At 35.3% G+C, this 18,075-nt stretch carries 16 protein-coding genes; 12 read left to right on the top strand and 4 right to left on the bottom strand.

The window, feature by feature from the left end; genetic code table 11:
• Nucleotides 1-97 precede the first annotated feature (97 nt).
• The 6 genes from arcD to hcp all read left to right on the top strand — a co-directional run bounded on the left by arcD (nucleotide 98) and on the right by hcp (nucleotide 7,834).
• Nucleotides 98-1,525 (top strand): arginine-ornithine antiporter, encoded by a 1,428-nt coding sequence (arcD, locus tag H280_RS0108415; protein WP_028411162.1) that lies wholly within the window; start codon nucleotides 98-100, stop codon nucleotides 1,523-1,525.
• Nucleotides 1,526-1,683: 158 nt separating this feature from the next.
• On the top strand, nucleotides 1,684-1,944 hold the full coding sequence (locus tag H280_RS0108410; protein WP_020060680.1) for a hypothetical protein: 261 nt from the start codon (nucleotides 1,684-1,686) through the stop codon (nucleotides 1,942-1,944).
• Nucleotides 1,945-2,027: 83 nt separating this feature from the next.
• On the top strand, nucleotides 2,028-3,836 hold the full coding sequence (locus H280_RS0108405; RefSeq protein WP_020060679.1) for a hypothetical protein: 1,809 nt from the start codon (nucleotides 2,028-2,030) through the stop codon (nucleotides 3,834-3,836).
• Complete coding sequence (locus H280_RS0108400) at nucleotides 3,826-5,673, top strand: hypothetical protein (protein WP_020060678.1); 1,848 nt, start codon at nucleotides 3,826-3,828, stop codon at nucleotides 5,671-5,673. The genes H280_RS0108405 and H280_RS0108400 overlap by 11 nt, the downstream gene beginning before the upstream one ends.
• 171 nt (nucleotides 5,674-5,844) lie before the next feature.
• Nucleotides 5,845-6,441, top strand: coding sequence for a hypothetical protein (locus H280_RS0108395; RefSeq protein WP_020060677.1), 597 nt, complete (start codon nucleotides 5,845-5,847; stop codon nucleotides 6,439-6,441).
• A gap of 106 nt (nucleotides 6,442-6,547) precedes the next feature.
• A complete protein-coding gene (hcp, locus tag H280_RS0108390; RefSeq protein ID WP_020060676.1) occupies nucleotides 6,548-7,834 on the top strand; it encodes a hydroxylamine reductase in 1,287 nt (428 codons plus the stop codon).
• Between the two features lie 46 nt (nucleotides 7,835-7,880).
• Here hcp and H280_RS0108385 read toward each other — a convergent pair whose 3' ends face one another.
• On the bottom strand, nucleotides 7,881-8,372 hold the full coding sequence (locus H280_RS0108385; RefSeq protein WP_020060675.1) for a hypothetical protein: 492 nt from the start codon (nucleotides 8,370-8,372) through the stop codon (nucleotides 7,881-7,883).
• A gap of 358 nt (nucleotides 8,373-8,730) precedes the next feature.
• On the opposite strand from H280_RS0108385, the gene H280_RS0108380 reads away from it, so the two are divergent.
• A complete protein-coding gene (locus tag H280_RS0108380) occupies nucleotides 8,731-10,086 on the top strand; it encodes a hemolysin family protein (RefSeq protein ID WP_028411161.1) in 1,356 nt (451 codons plus the stop codon).
• Nucleotides 10,087-10,241: 155 nt separating this feature from the next.
• Here the strand turns inward: H280_RS0108380 and H280_RS0108375 are convergent, their stop codons facing one another.
• On the bottom strand, nucleotides 10,242-10,634 hold the full coding sequence (locus H280_RS0108375) for a YueI family protein (RefSeq protein WP_020060673.1): 393 nt from the start codon (nucleotides 10,632-10,634) through the stop codon (nucleotides 10,242-10,244).
• A 178-nt stretch (nucleotides 10,635-10,812) separates the two neighbouring features.
• Here H280_RS0108375 and H280_RS0108370 point away from each other — a divergent pair, with 178 nt between their 5' ends.
• The gene (locus H280_RS0108370) at nucleotides 10,813-11,952 is read left to right on the top strand and encodes a BA2291 family sporulation histidine kinase (protein WP_034303628.1); all 1,140 of its coding nucleotides are present in this window, start codon (nucleotides 10,813-10,815) and stop codon (nucleotides 11,950-11,952) included.
• Nucleotides 11,953-12,208: 256 nt separating this feature from the next.
• Here the strand turns inward: H280_RS0108370 and H280_RS0108365 are convergent, their stop codons facing one another.
• A complete protein-coding gene (locus H280_RS0108365) occupies nucleotides 12,209-13,441 on the bottom strand; it encodes an aminopeptidase (RefSeq protein ID WP_020060671.1) in 1,233 nt (410 codons plus the stop codon).
• Nucleotides 13,442-13,527: 86 nt separating this feature from the next.
• Nucleotides 13,528-14,292 (bottom strand): DUF4397 domain-containing protein, encoded by a 765-nt coding sequence (locus tag H280_RS0108360; RefSeq protein WP_020060670.1) that lies wholly within the window; start codon nucleotides 14,290-14,292, stop codon nucleotides 13,528-13,530.
• Nucleotides 14,293-14,503: 211 nt separating this feature from the next.
• On the opposite strand from H280_RS0108360, the gene H280_RS23325 reads away from it, so the two are divergent.
• The 4 genes from H280_RS23325 (at nucleotide 14,504) to H280_RS0108335 (ending at nucleotide 18,064) form a co-directional block, all read left to right on the top strand.
• Complete coding sequence (locus H280_RS23325; RefSeq protein WP_020060669.1) at nucleotides 14,504-14,653, top strand: YjcZ family sporulation protein; 150 nt, start codon at nucleotides 14,504-14,506, stop codon at nucleotides 14,651-14,653.
• A 758-nt stretch (nucleotides 14,654-15,411) separates the two neighbouring features.
• Nucleotides 15,412-16,722 carry an aspartate aminotransferase family protein gene (locus H280_RS0108345; RefSeq protein ID WP_020060667.1) on the top strand — a complete coding sequence of 437 codons (1,311 nt, stop codon included), beginning with the start codon at nucleotides 15,412-15,414 and terminating at the stop codon, nucleotides 16,720-16,722.
• Nucleotides 16,719-17,417: a 3-oxoacid CoA-transferase subunit A gene (locus tag H280_RS0108340; protein WP_020060666.1), complete on the top strand. Its 699-nt coding sequence runs from the start codon at nucleotides 16,719-16,721 to the stop codon at nucleotides 17,415-17,417. The genes H280_RS0108345 and H280_RS0108340 overlap by 4 nt, the downstream gene beginning before the upstream one ends.
• On the top strand, nucleotides 17,402-18,064 hold the full coding sequence (locus tag H280_RS0108335) for a CoA transferase subunit B (RefSeq protein ID WP_020060665.1): 663 nt from the start codon (nucleotides 17,402-17,404) through the stop codon (nucleotides 18,062-18,064). Before H280_RS0108340 ends, H280_RS0108335 begins: the two co-directional genes overlap by 16 nt.
• Nucleotides 18,065-18,075: the final 11 nt, after the last annotated feature.

Here is an 18,075-nt window from a genome sequence, read left to right as displayed (position 1 = left end):
ATAAAGTGAAACAGTTCGTTATTTTCGAGGTACGTATTTTATATATAAATAACTCATAATATGAATGCCTGGTAGAACGGAATGAGCACATCAAGAAATTGCAGACGGGGTGATACCAATAGAAAAGAAATTAGGATTTTTTCCATTAATCGCACTTGTAGTAGGAACAATGGTTGGAGGCGGTGTATTTAGTTTACCGCACGATTTAGCAGCAGGGGCAAACAGCGGTGCTACCTTAATTGGTTGGTGTATTACAGCATTAGGAATGATACCACTTGCTCTTGTATATCAATCATTGGCACAGCGGAAGCCAGAACTTGAAGGTGGTATTTATAGTTATGCACGCGCTGGTTTTGGAGAATACATTGGATTTAACAGCGCATGGGGATATTGGATTGCTGGAATATTAGGTAACGTTGCAACAATTATGTTGTTATTTAACTCGTTAGCATACTTTTTTCCAATTTTCAAAGGTGGTAATACTGTTCCGGCTATCGTCGGTGCATCAGTGTTATTGTGGACGCTTCATTTTCTTATTTTACTTGGCATTCGCGAAGCTTCGATTATGAATTTTATTGCGACAATTGGCAAACTTGTCCCGATCGTATTATTTATTGTCATTATGGTAACGGCATTTCGCTGGGATACATTTACACATGACTTTTGGGGAAAAGGCCAGGTTTCAGTATCTTCTGTACTTGGACAAGTTAAAAATACGATGCTCGTTACGCTTTGGGTATTTATTGGCGTAGAAGGAGCTGTCGTTTTATCAGGGCGAGCAAAACGTAGCCGTGATGTCGGAAAAGCAACTGTATTTGGTTTACTGTTAGTAATGGGCGTTTATATTCTAATTTCAGTTTTATCGCTAGGAGTGATGCCGCGAGAGGAATTAGCAGCACTTGAAACGCCGTCAATGGGACATGTATTAGAACATGTTGTCGGTTCATGGGGAGTATTGGTTATTAACATAGGATTAATTGCGTCTCTTATCGGCACATTAATTGGTTGGTTTTTACTTGTTTCGGAAATTTCCCACGTTGCTGGAAAAGACGCTGTGTTTCCGAAGGTATTTACAAAAACGAACAAAAATCATACGCCGCATGCAGCGTTATGGATTTCAAATTGTGTTGCCCAAACATTATTTATTATTGTGTTATTTTCAGAATCAACATATCAGATCATGTATTTTATTGCATCAACATCAATTTTACTTCCGTATGTATTTTCAGCACTATATCAGTTGAAATTAGTGATTACAGAAGCATACGAAGGAAACAGATGGAAAGATGGGATACTTGCTCTAATGGCAGCTGCATATGGTGTTTGGCTTGTGTATGCAGCTGGATTGAAAAACTTATTACTTGTTTCTTTAGTATATGGCATCGGTCTAATCGTTTATGTTGCAGCAAGAAAAGAGCAAGGAAATCGCTGCTTTACTCGCGTTGAACAATATGTAATGATTATTATCTTACTAGCAGCAGTTACTTCTATTTATATGTTAGCTTCTGGAAAAATCGGGATGTGAATATATCAATATACAAAAAAGGATTTATGCGAAGTGAGCATAGATCCTTTTTTTATGCGGAATAAAGTATTTTGTGTTTTAATTTTTAAAGAGTTAGCAGGTATTTCTAGTAATGAGCAGAATATTTTAATGTAAAAGGTATGTAGGAGGGGATTGTTATGGAAGAAAAGGAAAAATTAGTGAGAATTGTAGAGTTAGCAATAGACGTCCGAAAATTATTAGTGCAAGAATCGTTCTTTAATCGACACCCCGAACTACGTGGAGCGGTAGAAAATTTAGCATGTTCTGTAGAAGTTTTAGCTAATATGCACATACAAGAAGATAAGAATGTAGAAGATACATTACGTTATGTCCTAACGAAAATGAAGATTGCTCACAACGCAATTTCTCAAGAAAAAGAAGGATTTCATTCAACCTGACAATAAGTGTCAGGTTTTTTGTTTCTAGTTTGCTTTTATTACTCATACAATGATAAAAGCATCGGAAAAAGAAGGTGAGCAAGATGAAATTAGAGAAACCTCTTCATCCAAGCTTTATAAAGAGATTGCAGCATATGCGTTTTGTCGGGAAATTCGCAGAAAAGCAGAAGAAAGAATCATTTTTTGTCGTTTGTCTTTCACCAATCCCTAACATAATCGAGGCAGCTTTTGGAGATGGTTGTTATATCTTTGAGGGTTTATATAAAAATAAACAAAATGAAAAATTTTTTGCGAGTATAAAAGAAGGAAACCGAGAAAAACAGCTGTTGTTATTTCGACTTTCTTATACAAGTGGCAATTTATATGCAGAACTAATACGTTGTGAGGAACAAGACATAGCAAATTCCTATAAAATGATCCCTTCGCCTAAACTATCAGTCTTAAAGGAAAGAGAAGTATTTGAAAGAAAACTTGGGAAAGGATATGTTTCATTTCTAGTACCAAAATTCCCGCATGATCTTGGTGTACCAGAGTTGTTATGGTATGAAGGAAGGATATATGGAAATGTAACTTTAAAGCATTCTATTAGTGCCATTGCATATCGAGAGCAGGGAAGGGATGTTCGTTACCTTGATATTGATGATTGGGTGCAGTATGTCGATATGAATGTTGAGAATAGCTTATTTTTTGTTCGAACAGAAGTATATGAACGATTAGAAAAACAAATAAAAGAGAACGGAAAAATAATTGAAATTATCGATACAAGCAAACAAGAAAAAGAAAAGGTATGGAATGAACGTGAATATTCTTTTATACAATATGTGAAGCAAATTCTCGCAGAAAAAGAATTATATATTGATGAAAGTGATATTTACAATTTTCATATTTGTGTGAAGACAAATTTATTAACAATAGTAGGTGGTATGCCTGGAATTGGGAAATCACAGTTTGTTCAAGCTTATGCGGAAGCACTCGGATTAGCATTTGGGAAAGAGTTCATTTGGGTTCCAGTCTCACCATCCTATCAAGAACCCCATGATGTGCTAGGTTATCTCCATTCAAATGGAACATATATGGAAAGTGAAACAAAACTTGTTCGAACTCTTTTAGAAGCAGCGGAAAATCCAAATCAATTATATATAATTGCATTTGATGAAATGAATTTGTCATATATTGAACATTGGTTTACTCCTTTTTTATCACTCCTACAGTTAGAACGGAAAAATCGTATTTTATCTTTGTATGCAGCGGAAAATGGAAAAGAGCAAGATGTGCCATCACAAATAGAAATTGGTGATAATATCATTTTTGTGGGTACAGTTAATTTTGATGAAACAACAAAAGAGTTATCCGACCGTTTATTGGATCGTGTGAATGTTGTATTCCTTCAAAAAATTCCATTTTGTGAGATGAGTATGATTGAGAGAAAAGCGCTACCACGTCCATTTGCATTTTCTATTCCAGCTCTAGAATTTCGAATGAACTGGGTTCAACACAAGGAAATGCTTAATGTGTTTACAGAAGAAGAAGTGGAGTTATTAGATAAAATGCATCAGCTGTTATTTCTTCACGATGCGTCCAAAGGGATCTCTTTTCGCGTTGCCTCAGCAATTGCATATTATTTACAAAATATACCATGTGATGAAGGGGGAATTTTATTAATAAGCCGTGAAGAAGCATTTGATTTACAAATAAAACAACGTATTTTAACGAAGTTACGTGGTACAGAAGCTACAATAGGGACATTGCTTCGGGAAGAGGGGAAAAAAGAAGTGTCTCTTGTACAATTATTGCAATCATCACTTGCAAATCGTGTATCAACTTTTGAACACTCGCTGTTGTATATGAAGCAAAAACGGCGAGAGTTGGAGTTATACGGTTATGTTAAATGAAAGCACGTATGAGACAGAAATTATAGAAACAGGAGAGAAGCTTCCGTTTGTATTGAAAGTTATAGTAGGGGCAGAAGAGAAGGGAGAACATATAGTATTAAATAAGCTTTGCGCTTCACCCATTACGATTTCGTCGTGTGTGTACAAAGTACAAGAGTTAAAACCGCTTCGGCTACATATACAATCACAATATCCAATAAAGATTACGTTTATTTGGAATAAAGTATACGAAGGACAAAAGCAACATATGGAATGGAAATATGAACTGCATGAAAAACAACGTACTATTTTACTGTATGAGCATGGAAAAACGGATTATTTATATCCGTGGCGCTGCGGTGTATATCATTTTGAAGTGCAGATTGGAGAAGAGTTGTTTTACGGCGCATTTCAAATCGTTCCGAAAAATTTTTTTGATGATCAATTAGAGTTAATTCAGCAATATGTAAAGTCTGTGCTAAGTGGGATCATTTTAGATCGAGGATATTATAAAAAGACATTTGTTACATTTGCAGATATTGAAGATTATTCATATATGCGTATGCTCCGGATGTTGCCGCAAAAAATGAAAAAAATAAAGCAGTTATATTATGAAGTGCAGCAAAAAGTAAATTTTGAAGATGAGTATATATGGGAAATGCGGGAGAGGAAGCAGGGAAGAAAGAGCACTATTATACGCGAGAAAAAACCGTATGAAAAATGGTATAATCGCCGTTTTGTAGAGAAAAAGCATGATAAAGTGAATGGCTATGTAAAATATAAGACGAAGTTGTTTTACAATCAGCTATTAGAAATTGATTTATTTTTGCGCGAAACGATTCAGAAATTAGAGAGGGCACAGCAAACGCGAAGAGACGAGAAAAAAGCAGTGCATACAATTTTACAAACAATTGAGCGAAATGGTTCTGTGACGGAACGAGACAAACAAAAATATCGTAACATGAATTTGTTAAAAGACACAGACTTACGCAAAATGGCTATGAAAATTCAAGAATATAAGGTGCTTTATACAATTTTGCAAAGTACACTAACATATTTTTCAAGCCTTTTATATACGCCGTTTTGGAGAGAGATTCGGGAAGAAATTACACTTACAACACATTCGATGCCTCCTGTATACCATCAATTATTATATCAGCTTGAATTCTCGCCACATCGTAATGAATTAGAACCATCATTTCTATTTGTTTATAAGCCGACATTTTTAATTTATGAGTATTATGCCTACTTTACTGTTGTGGCAATTCTACAAGAACTTGGTTTTAACGATTACATGTCAATTGCAGAGCAAATTCAATCGTATTTTTATTTAGATGGTTTACAAGATGGTACAACAATTGTGTTGGAGGACGAAGATTTACAGTTGCATGTAGTATTTAATGATTTAATTGAAACGCATCCGCTTATTGCGCTCAGTAAACAGAGTCAATTTTATAATGGAGAGGATACAAAAAAACCAGATATTCGTATTGATTGTTATAAACAAGGGGAAACTGCCTATGAATATCAATCATCTATTATAGTTGAAGTAAAATATAGTCCAATGTATAACATTTTTCAACCAGTTGGAAATACGAAAGCAACTGAGCAGATGTATAAATATTGGTCAATTAAATATGTAGAAGAGAAAAATGGAAAACGCTTATTTCACCGCCGTGCAATTTATGAAGTTATATGTGTATATCCAGGTAGTAATATGCATGCGAAAAAAATTGAAACAGGTTGCGGTGTATTTTTACAATTGTATCCGTATAAAACAAAAAAAGGCAAAGAGAGGGTAGCGGGAAAAAAAGAACTAATAAATATCTTGCAGCACTGGTTAGCGGGGATAAAGTGAAACTTCCATCAGTGAGGAATTAAGAAAATCCGCACTGATGGAGGTTTCGTATTTTTTAAAGTTTGAGATATTGGAAAAATAGTTTTTCTTGCATAGCAAGTTTCCTTTTTATATGATAGATGGTGAAAGCGCTAACAAATAAGCAAAGGGTGATAGGAAAGGCGGGGAAGTATGTTCCAACGTGTTCAAACAAAGGAAGAACATTTTTGGTTCGAGCAATTATGGGGAGATTTTTGTGAAGAACGAAACATAATGTTTGTAGAAAGAAATTTAACACCATCAAGATTTTTATTGATAGAAGATAATCATTATATTGGAACTGTTGAATGCATACAATATAAAACACCTGAACAATCAAATTCCGAGTTTTTTTATCCATTTTCTGAAAATGAATATATAAAAGGATTAAAAAATGTATACGAAATTGGAAAATTAAGTATTGCGAAAACATCTCGCGGTCGTGGACAATTTAAGCAACTTGCGACGATTTTATTTATACATGCATTAGAGGTAAAAGCAGAGTGGTATATTGCAGTTGTAACAAAGCGTATGTATATGTACTTACGTTCATTAGGATTCCCGATAGAGCCTATCGATGATGTATTTACTGTTAATGATGAACTACAAGGTGTACCAGTTTGTATTCATGTTATGAAAGGATTGACGCATATGTATTCTTTGAAAGAATTTCGTGATGTGATTCAAGGAAATGCACATGCACAAACATTGATTAAAGAAGGCAGTAAAAATATTATGTTAACAAGATGAATGTTGTCACAGAATTGCATCATTCCATGTGATTATCATCACATCTTTCAATAGCGGTTTGTATTACGCTTACAATATAAAGATTGCTAGAGAGGGGATGGGAATGATGTTTTGTCATCAATGTGAACAAACGCCTACCGGAGGATGTGAAATTATCGGAGTTTGTGGAAAAGATGAAACCATTGCAAGCTTACAAGATATTATTGTCTTTGCTTTAAAAGGAATTGCTGCATATCGTACTCATGCAGCACAGCTTGGATACACAGACCCATTTGTAGATGAAGTAACGCATGAAGCGTTATATATGACGTTAACAAATTCAAACTTTAATGAACAAGAACATTTAGATATGGCAATGAAAGTTGGAAAAGCCGCGATTCGCGTGATGGAATTACTTGATAAGGCACATACTGATCATTTCGGAGTGCCAGAACCAGTACAAATTACACAAAACCGTGCTTATGGAAAAGCAATTGTAGTTACAGGACATAATTTATTTGCACTAGAAGAGTTATTAAAGCAAACAGAAGGAACAGGTATTAATATTTATACCCATTCTGAAATGCTGCCAGCACATGGTTATCCGCAGTTGAAAAAATATGTGCATTTAAAGGGGAATATCGGAAAGGCTTGGTATGATCAGCGCCGTTTATTCGAAAAATTTTCAGGAGCTATATTAGCAACGACAAATTGTGTGATGCCAATTAAAGGAACATATGCAAATCGCTTCTTTTCCTATGATATTGCAGGGTTAGAAGGAGTACGAAAAATTGAAAATAATGATTTTACATCGCTTATTGAAACGGCGTTGGAACTTCCAGATGTCCAAATGGAATCAGAAGAACAGTTAACAACGGGATTTCACCATGAAACCGTATTATCGCTTGCACCAGAAATTATTGATGCGGTGAAAGGTGGTAAAATCCAACGTTTCTTCGTCATTGCTGGTTGTGATGCACCTGGAAAAGGCGGAGAATATTATCGGGAATTAGCTACATCCTTACCACCAGAAACAGTCATTCTAACGACGTCTTGCGGGAAATTTCGCTTTAATGACGTAGATTATGGCGTTGTGCCAGGAACGAATATACCGCGTTATATTGATCTTGGTCAATGTAATAATTCGATTTCAACAGTGAAAATTGCAGCCGCTTTAGCGGAAGCATTTCAATGTGAAGTGAATGAGTTACCAGTCAGCATTGTATTGTCTTGGTTTGAGCAAAAGGCTGTAGCAATTTTACTTGGATTATTTAGTCTTGGTATTCAAGATATTCGTATCGGTCCCAAAGCACCAGAGTTTATATCACCATCTGTACTACAAGTGTTACAAGACGCATTTCGTTTACAACTCATTACAACAGCAGAAGAAGATATGAAAGCGATGTTATCATAATGAAAAAGGTGATGTTCGATGAACATCACCTTTTTCATTACATATATTAAAATCCAAAAATGCTTAAAATCATTTTACGGCGCTTTGGTTTTTCTTCTTGTTTTGCTGCGGCCACTTCTGGTGTAATATAGATTGATTCTTTTCGGTTAAGTGCTGTTTCTAATTGGTTAATTTTTGCGTGCATTTCTTCCATTTCATTACGGTGTTGTAACAACTGATAACTTACAACATCATCTGCTTTGTCTTGTAACTTTTCTTCTAGCCGATCTAAACGTAAGGAAATGTGTTTTAATTCTTTTATAAATTGTTGTATTTCATTTGACGGTGCTGCTTCAGCAGCATGATAGGAAGCTGGTTCATGTTTATGACTTGGTGCAGAGCGCTGAAAATCAAGCATTTGCTGTAAATCCTTTTCATAAAAAACATAGTGGCCAAATTTATTTTTTTTTAACTCTAATCCGATTTGCTGTGCAAGACGGATAACAGCTTTTGGACTAATACCTAACGTTTTGGCAATCATCGGCGTTTTATACTCCACAATAACCCCTCCTATGTCTCATTAGTTAGAAGGTTTCGTGATAACTCGTTTGTTCCCTGCATGGCTGACAAAAGAAGTGAGAAATCGGCAAAGAAAGCGCTTTTTGACAAAAATATTTTTTTAGGAAGAAAACACCGCGAAAATGGAAAAAAGTTGTCTAATTCCAGTTGTTTCTCTTATTTGACGGAGAGTATAAGTTTCGTTATCATAAACGTAAATATCTTTTTTATGTATGCATATAATGTATAAAAGGGAATTACTAGTGTAGAAATTTGTAAGATTGTTAGAGAATCTTTTTTTTAGAATATAATAATTAGGAGGTGGCTTCCTTACTTACAAAGTGGGTAAGGAAACGTATTTGGACATATTTGGTATAAGTATGGTGATTGTTTTAATTGCCTTAACTGCTTTTTTCGTTGCGTCTGAATTTGCAATTGTCAAGGTTAGGAGCTCACGCATCGATTATTTAATTGCAGAAGGAAACAAACGTGCAACTGCTGCGAAAACAGTCATTACAAACTTAGACGAGTATTTATCAGCATGTCAGTTAGGAATTACAGTGACAGCGCTCGGCCTTGGATGGTTAGGAGAACCGACAGTGAAGCGTATGCTAGATCCGATTTTCACAAAATTGGAAGTGCCTCCCTCGGTGACATCCATTTTATCTGTTTTTCTAGCTTTTATGTTCATTACCTTTCTTCACGTTGTCGTCGGCGAACTAGCTCCGAAAACATTGGCGATTCAGAAGGCAGAATGGATTAGCTTATCAGTTGCAAGACCGCTTATCTTCTTCTATCGACTTGCGTATCCTTTTATCTGGGCATTGAATGGTTCAGCGCGCATTGTTACGAGAATGTTTGGCTTAAAACCAATGCAAAAACATGAAGTAGCACATTCAGAAGAAGAGTTACGTATGCTTGTATCAGAAAGTTATAAAAATGGTGAAATCAATCAATCAGAATATAAATATGTTAATAAAATTTTTGAATTTGACGATCGAATTGCGAAAGAAATAATAGTTCCGCGTACAGAAATGGTAATTTTAGAGAAAGAGCAATCTGTTATTGAAGCAATGAAAATGATGTCAAATGAGAAATATACGAGATATCCTGTCATTGACGGTGATAAAGATCATGTTATTGGTTTTGTAAACTTTAAAGATATTTTCACAGATTTTGTGAAACATGATGGTACAAATAAAGAAACCGTTGCACAGTATGTCCGTCCGATTATTCAAATTATTGAATCCGTCGCTATTCATGATTTATTTGTAAAAATGCAAAGGGAACGCACACATATGGCAATTTTAGTGGATGAGTACGGCGGAACGTCTGGACTTGTAACAGTTGAAGATATATTAGAAGAAATTGTTGGCGACATTCAAGATGAATTTGATACGGATGAAAAGTCAGAAATTCAGCGCATTAGTGAAACAAAAACAATTTTAGAAGGAAAAGTACTTGTTAGTGAAGTAAATGCATTATTAGGACTTTCAATTGACGATGAAGACGTTGATACAATTGGAGGTTGGATTTTAACAGAACATCTTGAAATTGAACAAGGTGATAGCATTGATATAGAAAATTATAAGTTTCGTATTGTTGAATTAGATGGACATTATATTAAACAAATTGAAGTGACAAAGCAACCTGCAATCCAGCCTGTAGAAGTAGTGGAACAACCGGTTTCATTTCAAGAACAAGTCAGTTCATAACCTTTACCTTTACGGTGAGTTTTTTAGTTTAAACTGCTCTTCGTGGGCAGAAAGTCCCTACCTCAAGATTCGGAGAGGGAATCCATTGATGGAAGGTCCATTTTATCGTAAAGAATTCACAAAAATACGCCCGTTTAGAGGTCGGGCGTATTTTGTCAGTTCATCTCTTGCTTGTAAATTTCATCTTCTACATAAATATGTTCTTTTTCTACCGCTGTATTATGTGCAAGAACAAGTCCAATTGGTGTATTTGTATCTTTATTTTGCACAATTGTAAAAGGTACTTGTTTTTCATTTGCTAATTTAATGTATTTAGATAAATGTGAATAAGTTATGGTACCGTTCACATACAATGTTAATTGTTGTGAAGAACTCATCGTGTTTTTGATTTCTGGATATACGTTTGTTTGCATGACTTGCCCAATCGTTAATGCTATTTCCACACGTTCACGCAATGTGCTTAAAAACATGTTACGCTCTTCGGGTTTATTTTGTTTTTGTCCATAAATGCCTTCTTGAAGGTAATCTTCCACATTTTTATTTGCCATTTTTTTCACACCTTTCCTGTTTCTATTGTATGAAAAAAATGAATAGGATGCAAAAAAAAATAATTTCACATACTAAATTGAAAAATTTTATCAACATGAAATAACAAAATGTGACAATAGTGTCTTAACGAAAAATGTTTTTTGTGTTAATATTCAAAATATATAGGGTATTTTTCGTATGGAGATGGAGGGAATGGGGGTTTTTCCGATCGAAAAAGATATTAGTAAAATGTTTTGTACGTACTTAGAAAAGAATAATCAGCAATTTGTAGAGAACTGGAAAAACAAAATTATTATTTCTGAAAATGATCCTTTTAAACAAGAAATTTTTGAGAACGGAGAAAAATTGTTATCATTAATGATTAAACTTATTATGAGTGAAGATGATATTGATCTCATTAGACCATTAGGCGAAAAAATTGCTATTGAGCGTGCCGGGGCAGACGCAAATATTGGCGATTTTGTCTATAATGCGAATGTAGGGCGGAATGAATTATTTGAAGCAATGTGTGAATTAGATGTGAGTGCTCGTGAACTGAAACCAATCATGGGAAAGATACATATTTGTTTTGATCGTTTAATTTATTATACAGTTTTGAAATACTCAGAAATTATATCGAAAAATTTGGAAGAAAAGCAAAAATTCATTAACGAAACACATAAAGAGAGATTGACAATATTAGGGCAAATGTCAGCAAGTTTCGTTCATGAATTTCGTAATCCATTAACATCTATAATGGGATTTGTAAAATTGTTAAAATCTGATCAACCACATCTCCCGTATTTAGATATTATTTCACATGAACTTGATCAATTAAATTTTAGAATTTCTCAATTCTTACTTGTGTCAAAAAAAGAAATATGGAATGAAGCAGAAAGATTTGGGCTGAATGATTTATTTCATGATATTATTCACTTCCTATATCCGAGTTTAGTAAATGCAAATGTTTCTATTGAGAAAAATTTGCCGCATCCAATACCATTTACGGGGTATCGAAGTGAAGTTAGACAAGTGTTTTTAAATATTTTAATGAACTCTATTGACGCTCTTGAAGGAATGGCAGAAAGTAAGAGAATTGTTATTGATGTATGTGAAGACGAAGAATTAATACATATTTTTATTAAAAATAATGGGCCGATGATTCCAGCAGAAAATATAGAAACAATATTTGAACCATTTGTAACTACAAAGAAATTAGGAACTGGTATCGGTTTGTTTGTTTGTAAACAAATTGTGGAGAAGCATAAAGGGTCACTCACATGTAAGTCAACAGAAGAGTGGACAGAATTTCATATTTCATTTGAAAAAGTAATATAGAAATACAATGAAATATTGTAGAGTAGTTGATATTGGTACTGATTATAATAAAAAGTAATACGTCTTTCTTTTTAGAGGGGCGAGAGCATCTGGATATGTATAGTATGATTTGTATGTCGGAAAATTAAAATGGATTTATATCTTTTTTAAGAAGTACCATAGTCTGGTCGTTTGTTAAATTTTAAAACACACCGTTTTCATTTTGAACGGTGTGTTTTTTATTAGAGAAATGTTGTTGTATCATAATGTGAAGTCTTTAAAATGCCCAGTTACCTTTTCTAAAAATAGGCTCAAGTTTTCCGTCTGATGTTTCGCCATCAATATCGAGAGTGGCTGATCCAATCATAAAATCAACATGAGTAATACTATCATTTAATCCATTTTTTTGAATCTCTTCTTTACTCATATGAATACCTCCTTGAATACATATAGGGAGTGCGCTGCCTAATGCGAGATGACAGGATGCATTTTCATCAAATAATGTGTTGTAAAAGGTAACGTTTGTATTCGAAATAGGTGAATCGTGCGGAACGAGCGCAACTTCTCCTAAATGCAGAGCTCCTTCATCTGTTTCCAACAATTTTTTCAAAGTTTCATAGCCAGTTTCAGCTGAACAATCTATAACTTTTCCGCCGTGGAAAGTAAGAGAGAAATTATTGATTAATGTACCACCGTAATTTAACGGTTTAGTACTTCCTACTATACCGTTTACCCCTGTTTTTAATGGGACAGTAAATACTTCTTCTGTAGGCATGTTCGGAATAAACGGAGTATGTAACTTATTTTGAAATTGTGCACTTAACCATTTGTGGTTATCAGGGAGTTCGATCGTTAAATCTGTTTTGTCAGATTTGTAATGTAATTTTTTATACTTTCTCCCATTTAAATGATGCGCTTTACTATTTAATAATTGAATATGGTTTTGCCATGCTTGTATTGGGTTGTCATCAGTTACTCTTGTAGTTGTAAAGATAAGGTCCCATAATTTATTGATACTTTCTTCCTCATCGAGCTCAGGGAAGATTTGCGAAGCCCATTCGTTGCTTGGGACAGAGATAATTGACCAACTACATTGACTATTAACTCGGTATTCGGTAAGTTCCTTCAAACCAGAGGCATTGGCTTTCATCGCAATTGCAAGTCTTTCTGCATCAATATCTTGAAGAAGAGTAGGGTTAGACGCATCGATATATAAAAAAGCAGCATTGTTTTTCGCTAATTCAACAAGTCCTTTTGCTTTCCAGTGAGGGAATTCCTTCAACCCTTCTAATGGTGAATGTAAGTATTTAATTAATGTTAAATCTTCATCTGAGTATTCGACATGGACATTTTTTGCTCCGAATTTATAGGCTTGCTTTGATAATTCACGAACTAAGCGAGAAGATGTAATAGGGGCATGAATCACGAGAGTTTGTCCTTCTTGAATATTAATCCCAACTTGTATCACTAATTGTGCGTATTTTTTTAAATTCTCTTCAAAATGAGTCATAAGTAACCTCCTGGAAATATAGATTCACCTATAATTATAAATAAAATTAAATATTTTTTCTATTCTGTTTTTTGTTTATAAGAAATTTAATTTGTCAAAAATAAACTTTCCAATTTCGGGGATTTATTTACATAGCCAAGTGTAATAATTGTATAAATTTTATTTGCCTCAATTTTCACTTCAGGAATTGTTAATATAACGTTTTTTGTTCCCGCATCAGCTATTTCTATATCTGCTACACCAGGACTCACTTGTAAATAATCTGTTGCTTGTTTGAATGAAACTTTTTCAAACAGCTTTTCTCCATCCTTTAAAGATACATCTACTTGAGGTGCATCAGGAGACAAATGAACGAATCGTATTTTTGCTTGTCCGAATGGAAGGGGTGTATTATCGGTTAAATTTAACAGTTGCAGTTTATCAGCATTACCAATTGCAGCAAGAGTATATGCATGATTTCCCATTACAGGAACGAGGGTTGAAAAGATAGGAGTTTCCCCGCCAGCAGGTACGATATCAACGCGGTATTGCCCTTGTGTAAGTGAAAGATATGGACTATATTGCTTAAACGAAATGTTTTTAACTACTTTTTGTCCATTTATAACAATATCAATAGCAGATGAATCAGGAGAAGCGTGTAAGATTCGAACGTAAGAGGGTAAGGATTGTTCGCTTGAATGTGGTGGTGATACACGGCTTTTCTCGTAAGCTTGTACAAATTGTTTCATCGCCTCATAGTGTTTTAAATATACTTCTATATATTTTTGCGGATTTGTATATTTGTAATAACAAGCAAGTTGCTCATACATTGCAGCTTGCTGTGCATATTTTTCTACTTCTGATGTATTCATTGATTTGCCTCCTCTATTATCATTATTACAACTATATGCATGTACAAAGAGAAGATATGCAAAAAAGTCTTGCTGATCTTTAAGGAGATGGAATTTCTAGATAAGATGGAGATTTTTTTTATTTCTAGGCAAACACACATACAAAAAGATGTATGTCCTACATATTTTGTCAATGTAAACTATTTTAAATGGATGTAAGGAGTGAAAAACTATGTGGGGTTACGGTGGAGGATATCCAGGTTATGGCGCTGGAGGCTGTGGATATGGCTATGGTGCTGGAGGCTGTGGATATGGCTTTGCGATTGTTGTTGTGTTATTTATTTTATTAATTATTATTGGAGCTACTTGCGTACGCTTCTAGTTATTCAGAAAGAGCGTCATGGTGAACCGATTAATTATAGATTGATCGGTTCTTTCTTTTGAATCCCCCTTTATTAACCGGGAAAACATAAAAAACATCATTTTTCACGAACATTAACTTTATAATTATAATTCGTTAATTATGCTGACATTCCAAATGGGACATGATCCCTTTAGCAAGGAATGTAATGGGGGAATGAATATATGAATACGAACTATGATGTGTGCAGGTCCTGCGGGAATTTTTGCTTGCTATGAAACAATTGGTAAAATGCCGGAAGCAAAAGTGCTACTAATTGATAAAGGACATGAAATTTAAAGTGGAAGTAGAGGACATTGTAGAATAAACTCGTCTTATCATAGGACGAGTTTATTTTTGTGAAAATTTTGTCTAAATTTGTTTGAAAGTATATGGAATAAAATGAAGAAGTAAGAAGGAATATCCCTGGAGTGTTGTCGAAGTTTACACATTAGCAACATGTTTTCATCTCAAATGATATATAAGAAGAGAGGAGTAAGGAAATTTTTAGTTACTGGTTTCGTTTAGATAGGTAGGGAGTGATGTAGAGAGTGTGTTGTTGAATTGTAAATTGTTATTTCTGAAATTTCTTTCTATTTTATTTTTATGCATTTATTTTTATATTCTATAATAATGGCTTTTAATAGATTCACTGCTTAGGCAGAGAGTTCTTTTTTTTATGAAAGAAGAATCGATTTTTTACATATTTATATATGAGTTGAAGAAACGGGGGGAGCGTCATGCGTGATTACTTAATTAAACCACTTGTTGGTCAACCGTATCCGATGATTTCGCACGGGAAAGGTGTTTATTTATATGATCAAAACGGTAATAAATATTTTGATGGTTCGTCAGGAGCAATAACAGCAAGTATTGGTCATGGCGTAACAGAGATTGCAGAAGTTATTAAGCAGCAAGCAGAGGAAATTGCCTTTGTGTATCGTTCGCAGTTTACGAGCGAACCAGCAGAAAAGCTCGCAAAGAAGCTGAGCGACTTAAATATGGGAGATTTAAATTGGAGCTTTTTCGTTAATAGTGGTACAGAGGCAAATGAAACGGCAATGAAAGTTGCAATTCAACATTTTCAAGAGCGCGGTATTCAAGGAAAGCATAAAATTTTATCGCGTTGGATGAGTTATCACGGAATTACGATGGGGGCACTTTCGATGTCTGGACATCCGCTGCGTAGACAACGTTTTGTTTCCATATTGGAAGATTATCCGACATTACCCGCACCGTATTGTTTCCGTTGTCCAGTACAAAAGGTGTATCCAACATGTCAACTTTCGTGTGCAACAGAGTTAGAGCGATCCATTGAACGTATTGGTGCAGAGCATATTGCGGCATTCATTGCGGAGCCGATTATTGGCGCAGCTGGGGGAGCGGTTGTACCACCGAAAGATTATTATAAGGTAATTAAGGATATTTGTGAACATTATGATATTTTATTTATTGCCGATGAAGTTATGACAGGGCTTGGCCGCACGGGAGCATGGTTTGCGATGGAACATTGGGGTGTCCAGCCAGATATTATGACGCTTGGAAAAGGGTTGGCAGCTGGTTATGCACCAATTGCTGCAACGATGGTAAGTGATCGTGTGATGGAACCGATTTTAAGAGGGTCTCGTTCTGTGATGAGTGGGCATACATTGAGCGCAAATCCACTTTCTGCAGCAACAGCTTTAGCGGTAATTGAATATACAGAGAAGCGCCGTTTGCCAGAAGAAACTGCTGAAAAAGGGGAATATTTAATTGCAGGTTTGCAAAAGGTACAGCAACAATCGACAATTATCGCTGATGTACGCGGGAAAGGCTTTCTGATTGGAGTAGAATTGCAATCGTTTACAAAGGCATCTGAACTTATTTCGGTTGCGGCGAAAAATGGTCTTCTTTTATACCAAGCTGTATCAGGGCAAGCGGGTAAGGAAGATAGTGCATTATTAGTTGCGCCGCCGCTTACGACTACATATGCAGAGCTTGATGAACTACTTCATATTTTTGCGAAAAGCGTAGAGGAAATGACGCAAAAAGGAGGGCATAGTATCGCATGAAAACTATTACAAATACATTTGGAAAATTAAAAACAATACAAGATGTTATGCCACATTTTTACGATGGAATGACACTTATGTTTGGAGGGTTTGGAGGCATTGGTGCTCCCCCCTCTTTAATTCAAGCAATCTTAGATAAAGGAATTCATGATTTACATTTAATCGGAAATGATACGGGTTTTCCTGAAGTGGGAATTGGCCGCCTTGTGACGAACGAACGTGTAAAGTCGTTAATTACATCACATATTGGTTCAAATCCAAATGCAGGACGACAATTAAATGAAGGAAGATTGAAAATTGAATTTTCTCCTCAAGGTACATTAGCAGAACGAATCCGAGCTGGAGGAGTCGGACTTGGCGGTGTTCTTGTTGATGTTGGGATGGATACGATTATGGAAGAAGGAAAACGAACAGTTGAAATTAGCGGGAAAACATATTTGATAGAAACAGCATTAACAGCAGAAGTGTCTATCGTATTTGCGAAACAAGCAGACCCATTTGGAAACCTTGTGTTTGATAAAAGTGCGCGCAATATGAATCCGCATGTCGCCATGGCTGGTGATATTACAATTGTTGAGGCTGAAGAAATTGTTCCACTTGGAGAACTCGATCCTGAAGAAATTATTACACCGGGTGTGTTTGTTGATTATATCGTTCCATCGGAAGGAGTGAACTGGAAATGGGCATGGGAGTAGATGTTCGTAACAAAATTGCAAAGCGTGCAGCAAAGGAAATTCAAAACAGAATGATTGTGAATTTAGGAATCGGTATCCCATCTCTAATTCCGAACCATTTGCCAGATGATATGCATGTTATGTTTCATGCGGAAAACGGTATCGTTGGTATGGGACCAACACCTGTAAAAGGCGAAGAGGATGAAAATTTATGTAATGCGGCTGGCTTGCCGACATCAATTATTGCCGGAGCTAGTTATTTTGATAGCAGCACAGCATTTGGGATGATTCGAAAAGGCTTGCTTGATATTACCATTCTTGGGTCACTACAAGTAAGTGAAAAAGGTGACTTAGCAAACTGGATTGTACCTGGTAAGCGTGTGCCAGGAATAGGTGGTGCCATGGATTTAGCGCAAAAAGCAAAACGTGTTGTCGTTGTCATGAATCATGTCGATAAATACGGAAAATCAAAAATTGTTTCAGAATGTACACTACCGCTAACATCAAAACGATGTGTAGACGTAATTATTACAGATATGGCAGTAATGGAAGTAACACCGAAAGGACTAGTGCTACAAGAATTAATGAGTCCGTACACAGTAGAGGATGTAAAAAAATGCACAGAAGCTGCTTTTCATGTAAGTCCGTCTTTACTAGTGATTGACTGAAAGGAGAGGTA

Source organism: Bacillus sp. 123MFChir2, assembly GCF_000383235.1.
Lineage (GTDB): Bacteria > Bacillota > Bacilli > Bacillales > Bacillaceae_G > Bacillus_A.
The sequence above is the reverse complement of the archived record's forward strand: the minus strand, read 5'-3'. Positions and strand labels throughout refer to the sequence as shown.

Bases quoted from the DNA above. Each gene is read 5' to 3' on its own strand.
- H280_RS0108410 (WP_020060680.1), top strand. From the start codon at position 1,684: ATGGAAGAAAAGGAAAAATTAGTGAGAATTGTAGAGTTAGCAATAGAC.
- H280_RS0108405 (WP_020060679.1), top strand. From the start codon at position 2,028: ATGAAATTAGAGAAACCTCTTCATCCAAGCTTTATAAAGAGATTGCAG.
- H280_RS0108400 (WP_020060678.1), top strand. From the start codon at position 3,826: ATGTTAAATGAAAGCACGTATGAGACAGAAATTATAGAAACAGGAGAG.
- H280_RS0108395 (WP_020060677.1), top strand. From the start codon at position 5,845: ATGTTCCAACGTGTTCAAACAAAGGAAGAACATTTTTGGTTCGAGCAA.
- hcp (WP_020060676.1), top strand. From the start codon at position 6,548: ATGTTTTGTCATCAATGTGAACAAACGCCTACCGGAGGATGTGAAATT.
- H280_RS0108375 (WP_020060673.1), bottom strand. From the start codon at position 10,634: ATGGCAAATAAAAATGTGGAAGATTACCTTCAAGAAGGCATTTATGGA.
- H280_RS0108370 (WP_034303628.1), top strand. From the start codon at position 10,813: ATGGAGATGGAGGGAATGGGGGTTTTTCCGATCGAAAAAGATATTAGT.
- H280_RS0108365 (WP_020060671.1), bottom strand. From the start codon at position 13,441: ATGACTCATTTTGAAGAGAATTTAAAAAAATACGCACAATTAGTGATA.
- H280_RS0108360 (WP_020060670.1), bottom strand. From the start codon at position 14,292: ATGAATACATCAGAAGTAGAAAAATATGCACAGCAAGCTGCAATGTAT.
- H280_RS23325 (WP_020060669.1), top strand. From the start codon at position 14,504: ATGTGGGGTTACGGTGGAGGATATCCAGGTTATGGCGCTGGAGGCTGT.
- H280_RS0108345 (WP_020060667.1), top strand. From the start codon at position 15,412: ATGCGTGATTACTTAATTAAACCACTTGTTGGTCAACCGTATCCGATG.
- H280_RS0108340 (WP_020060666.1), top strand. From the start codon at position 16,719: ATGAAAACTATTACAAATACATTTGGAAAATTAAAAACAATACAAGAT.
- H280_RS0108335 (WP_020060665.1), top strand. From the start codon at position 17,402: ATGGGCATGGGAGTAGATGTTCGTAACAAAATTGCAAAGCGTGCAGCA.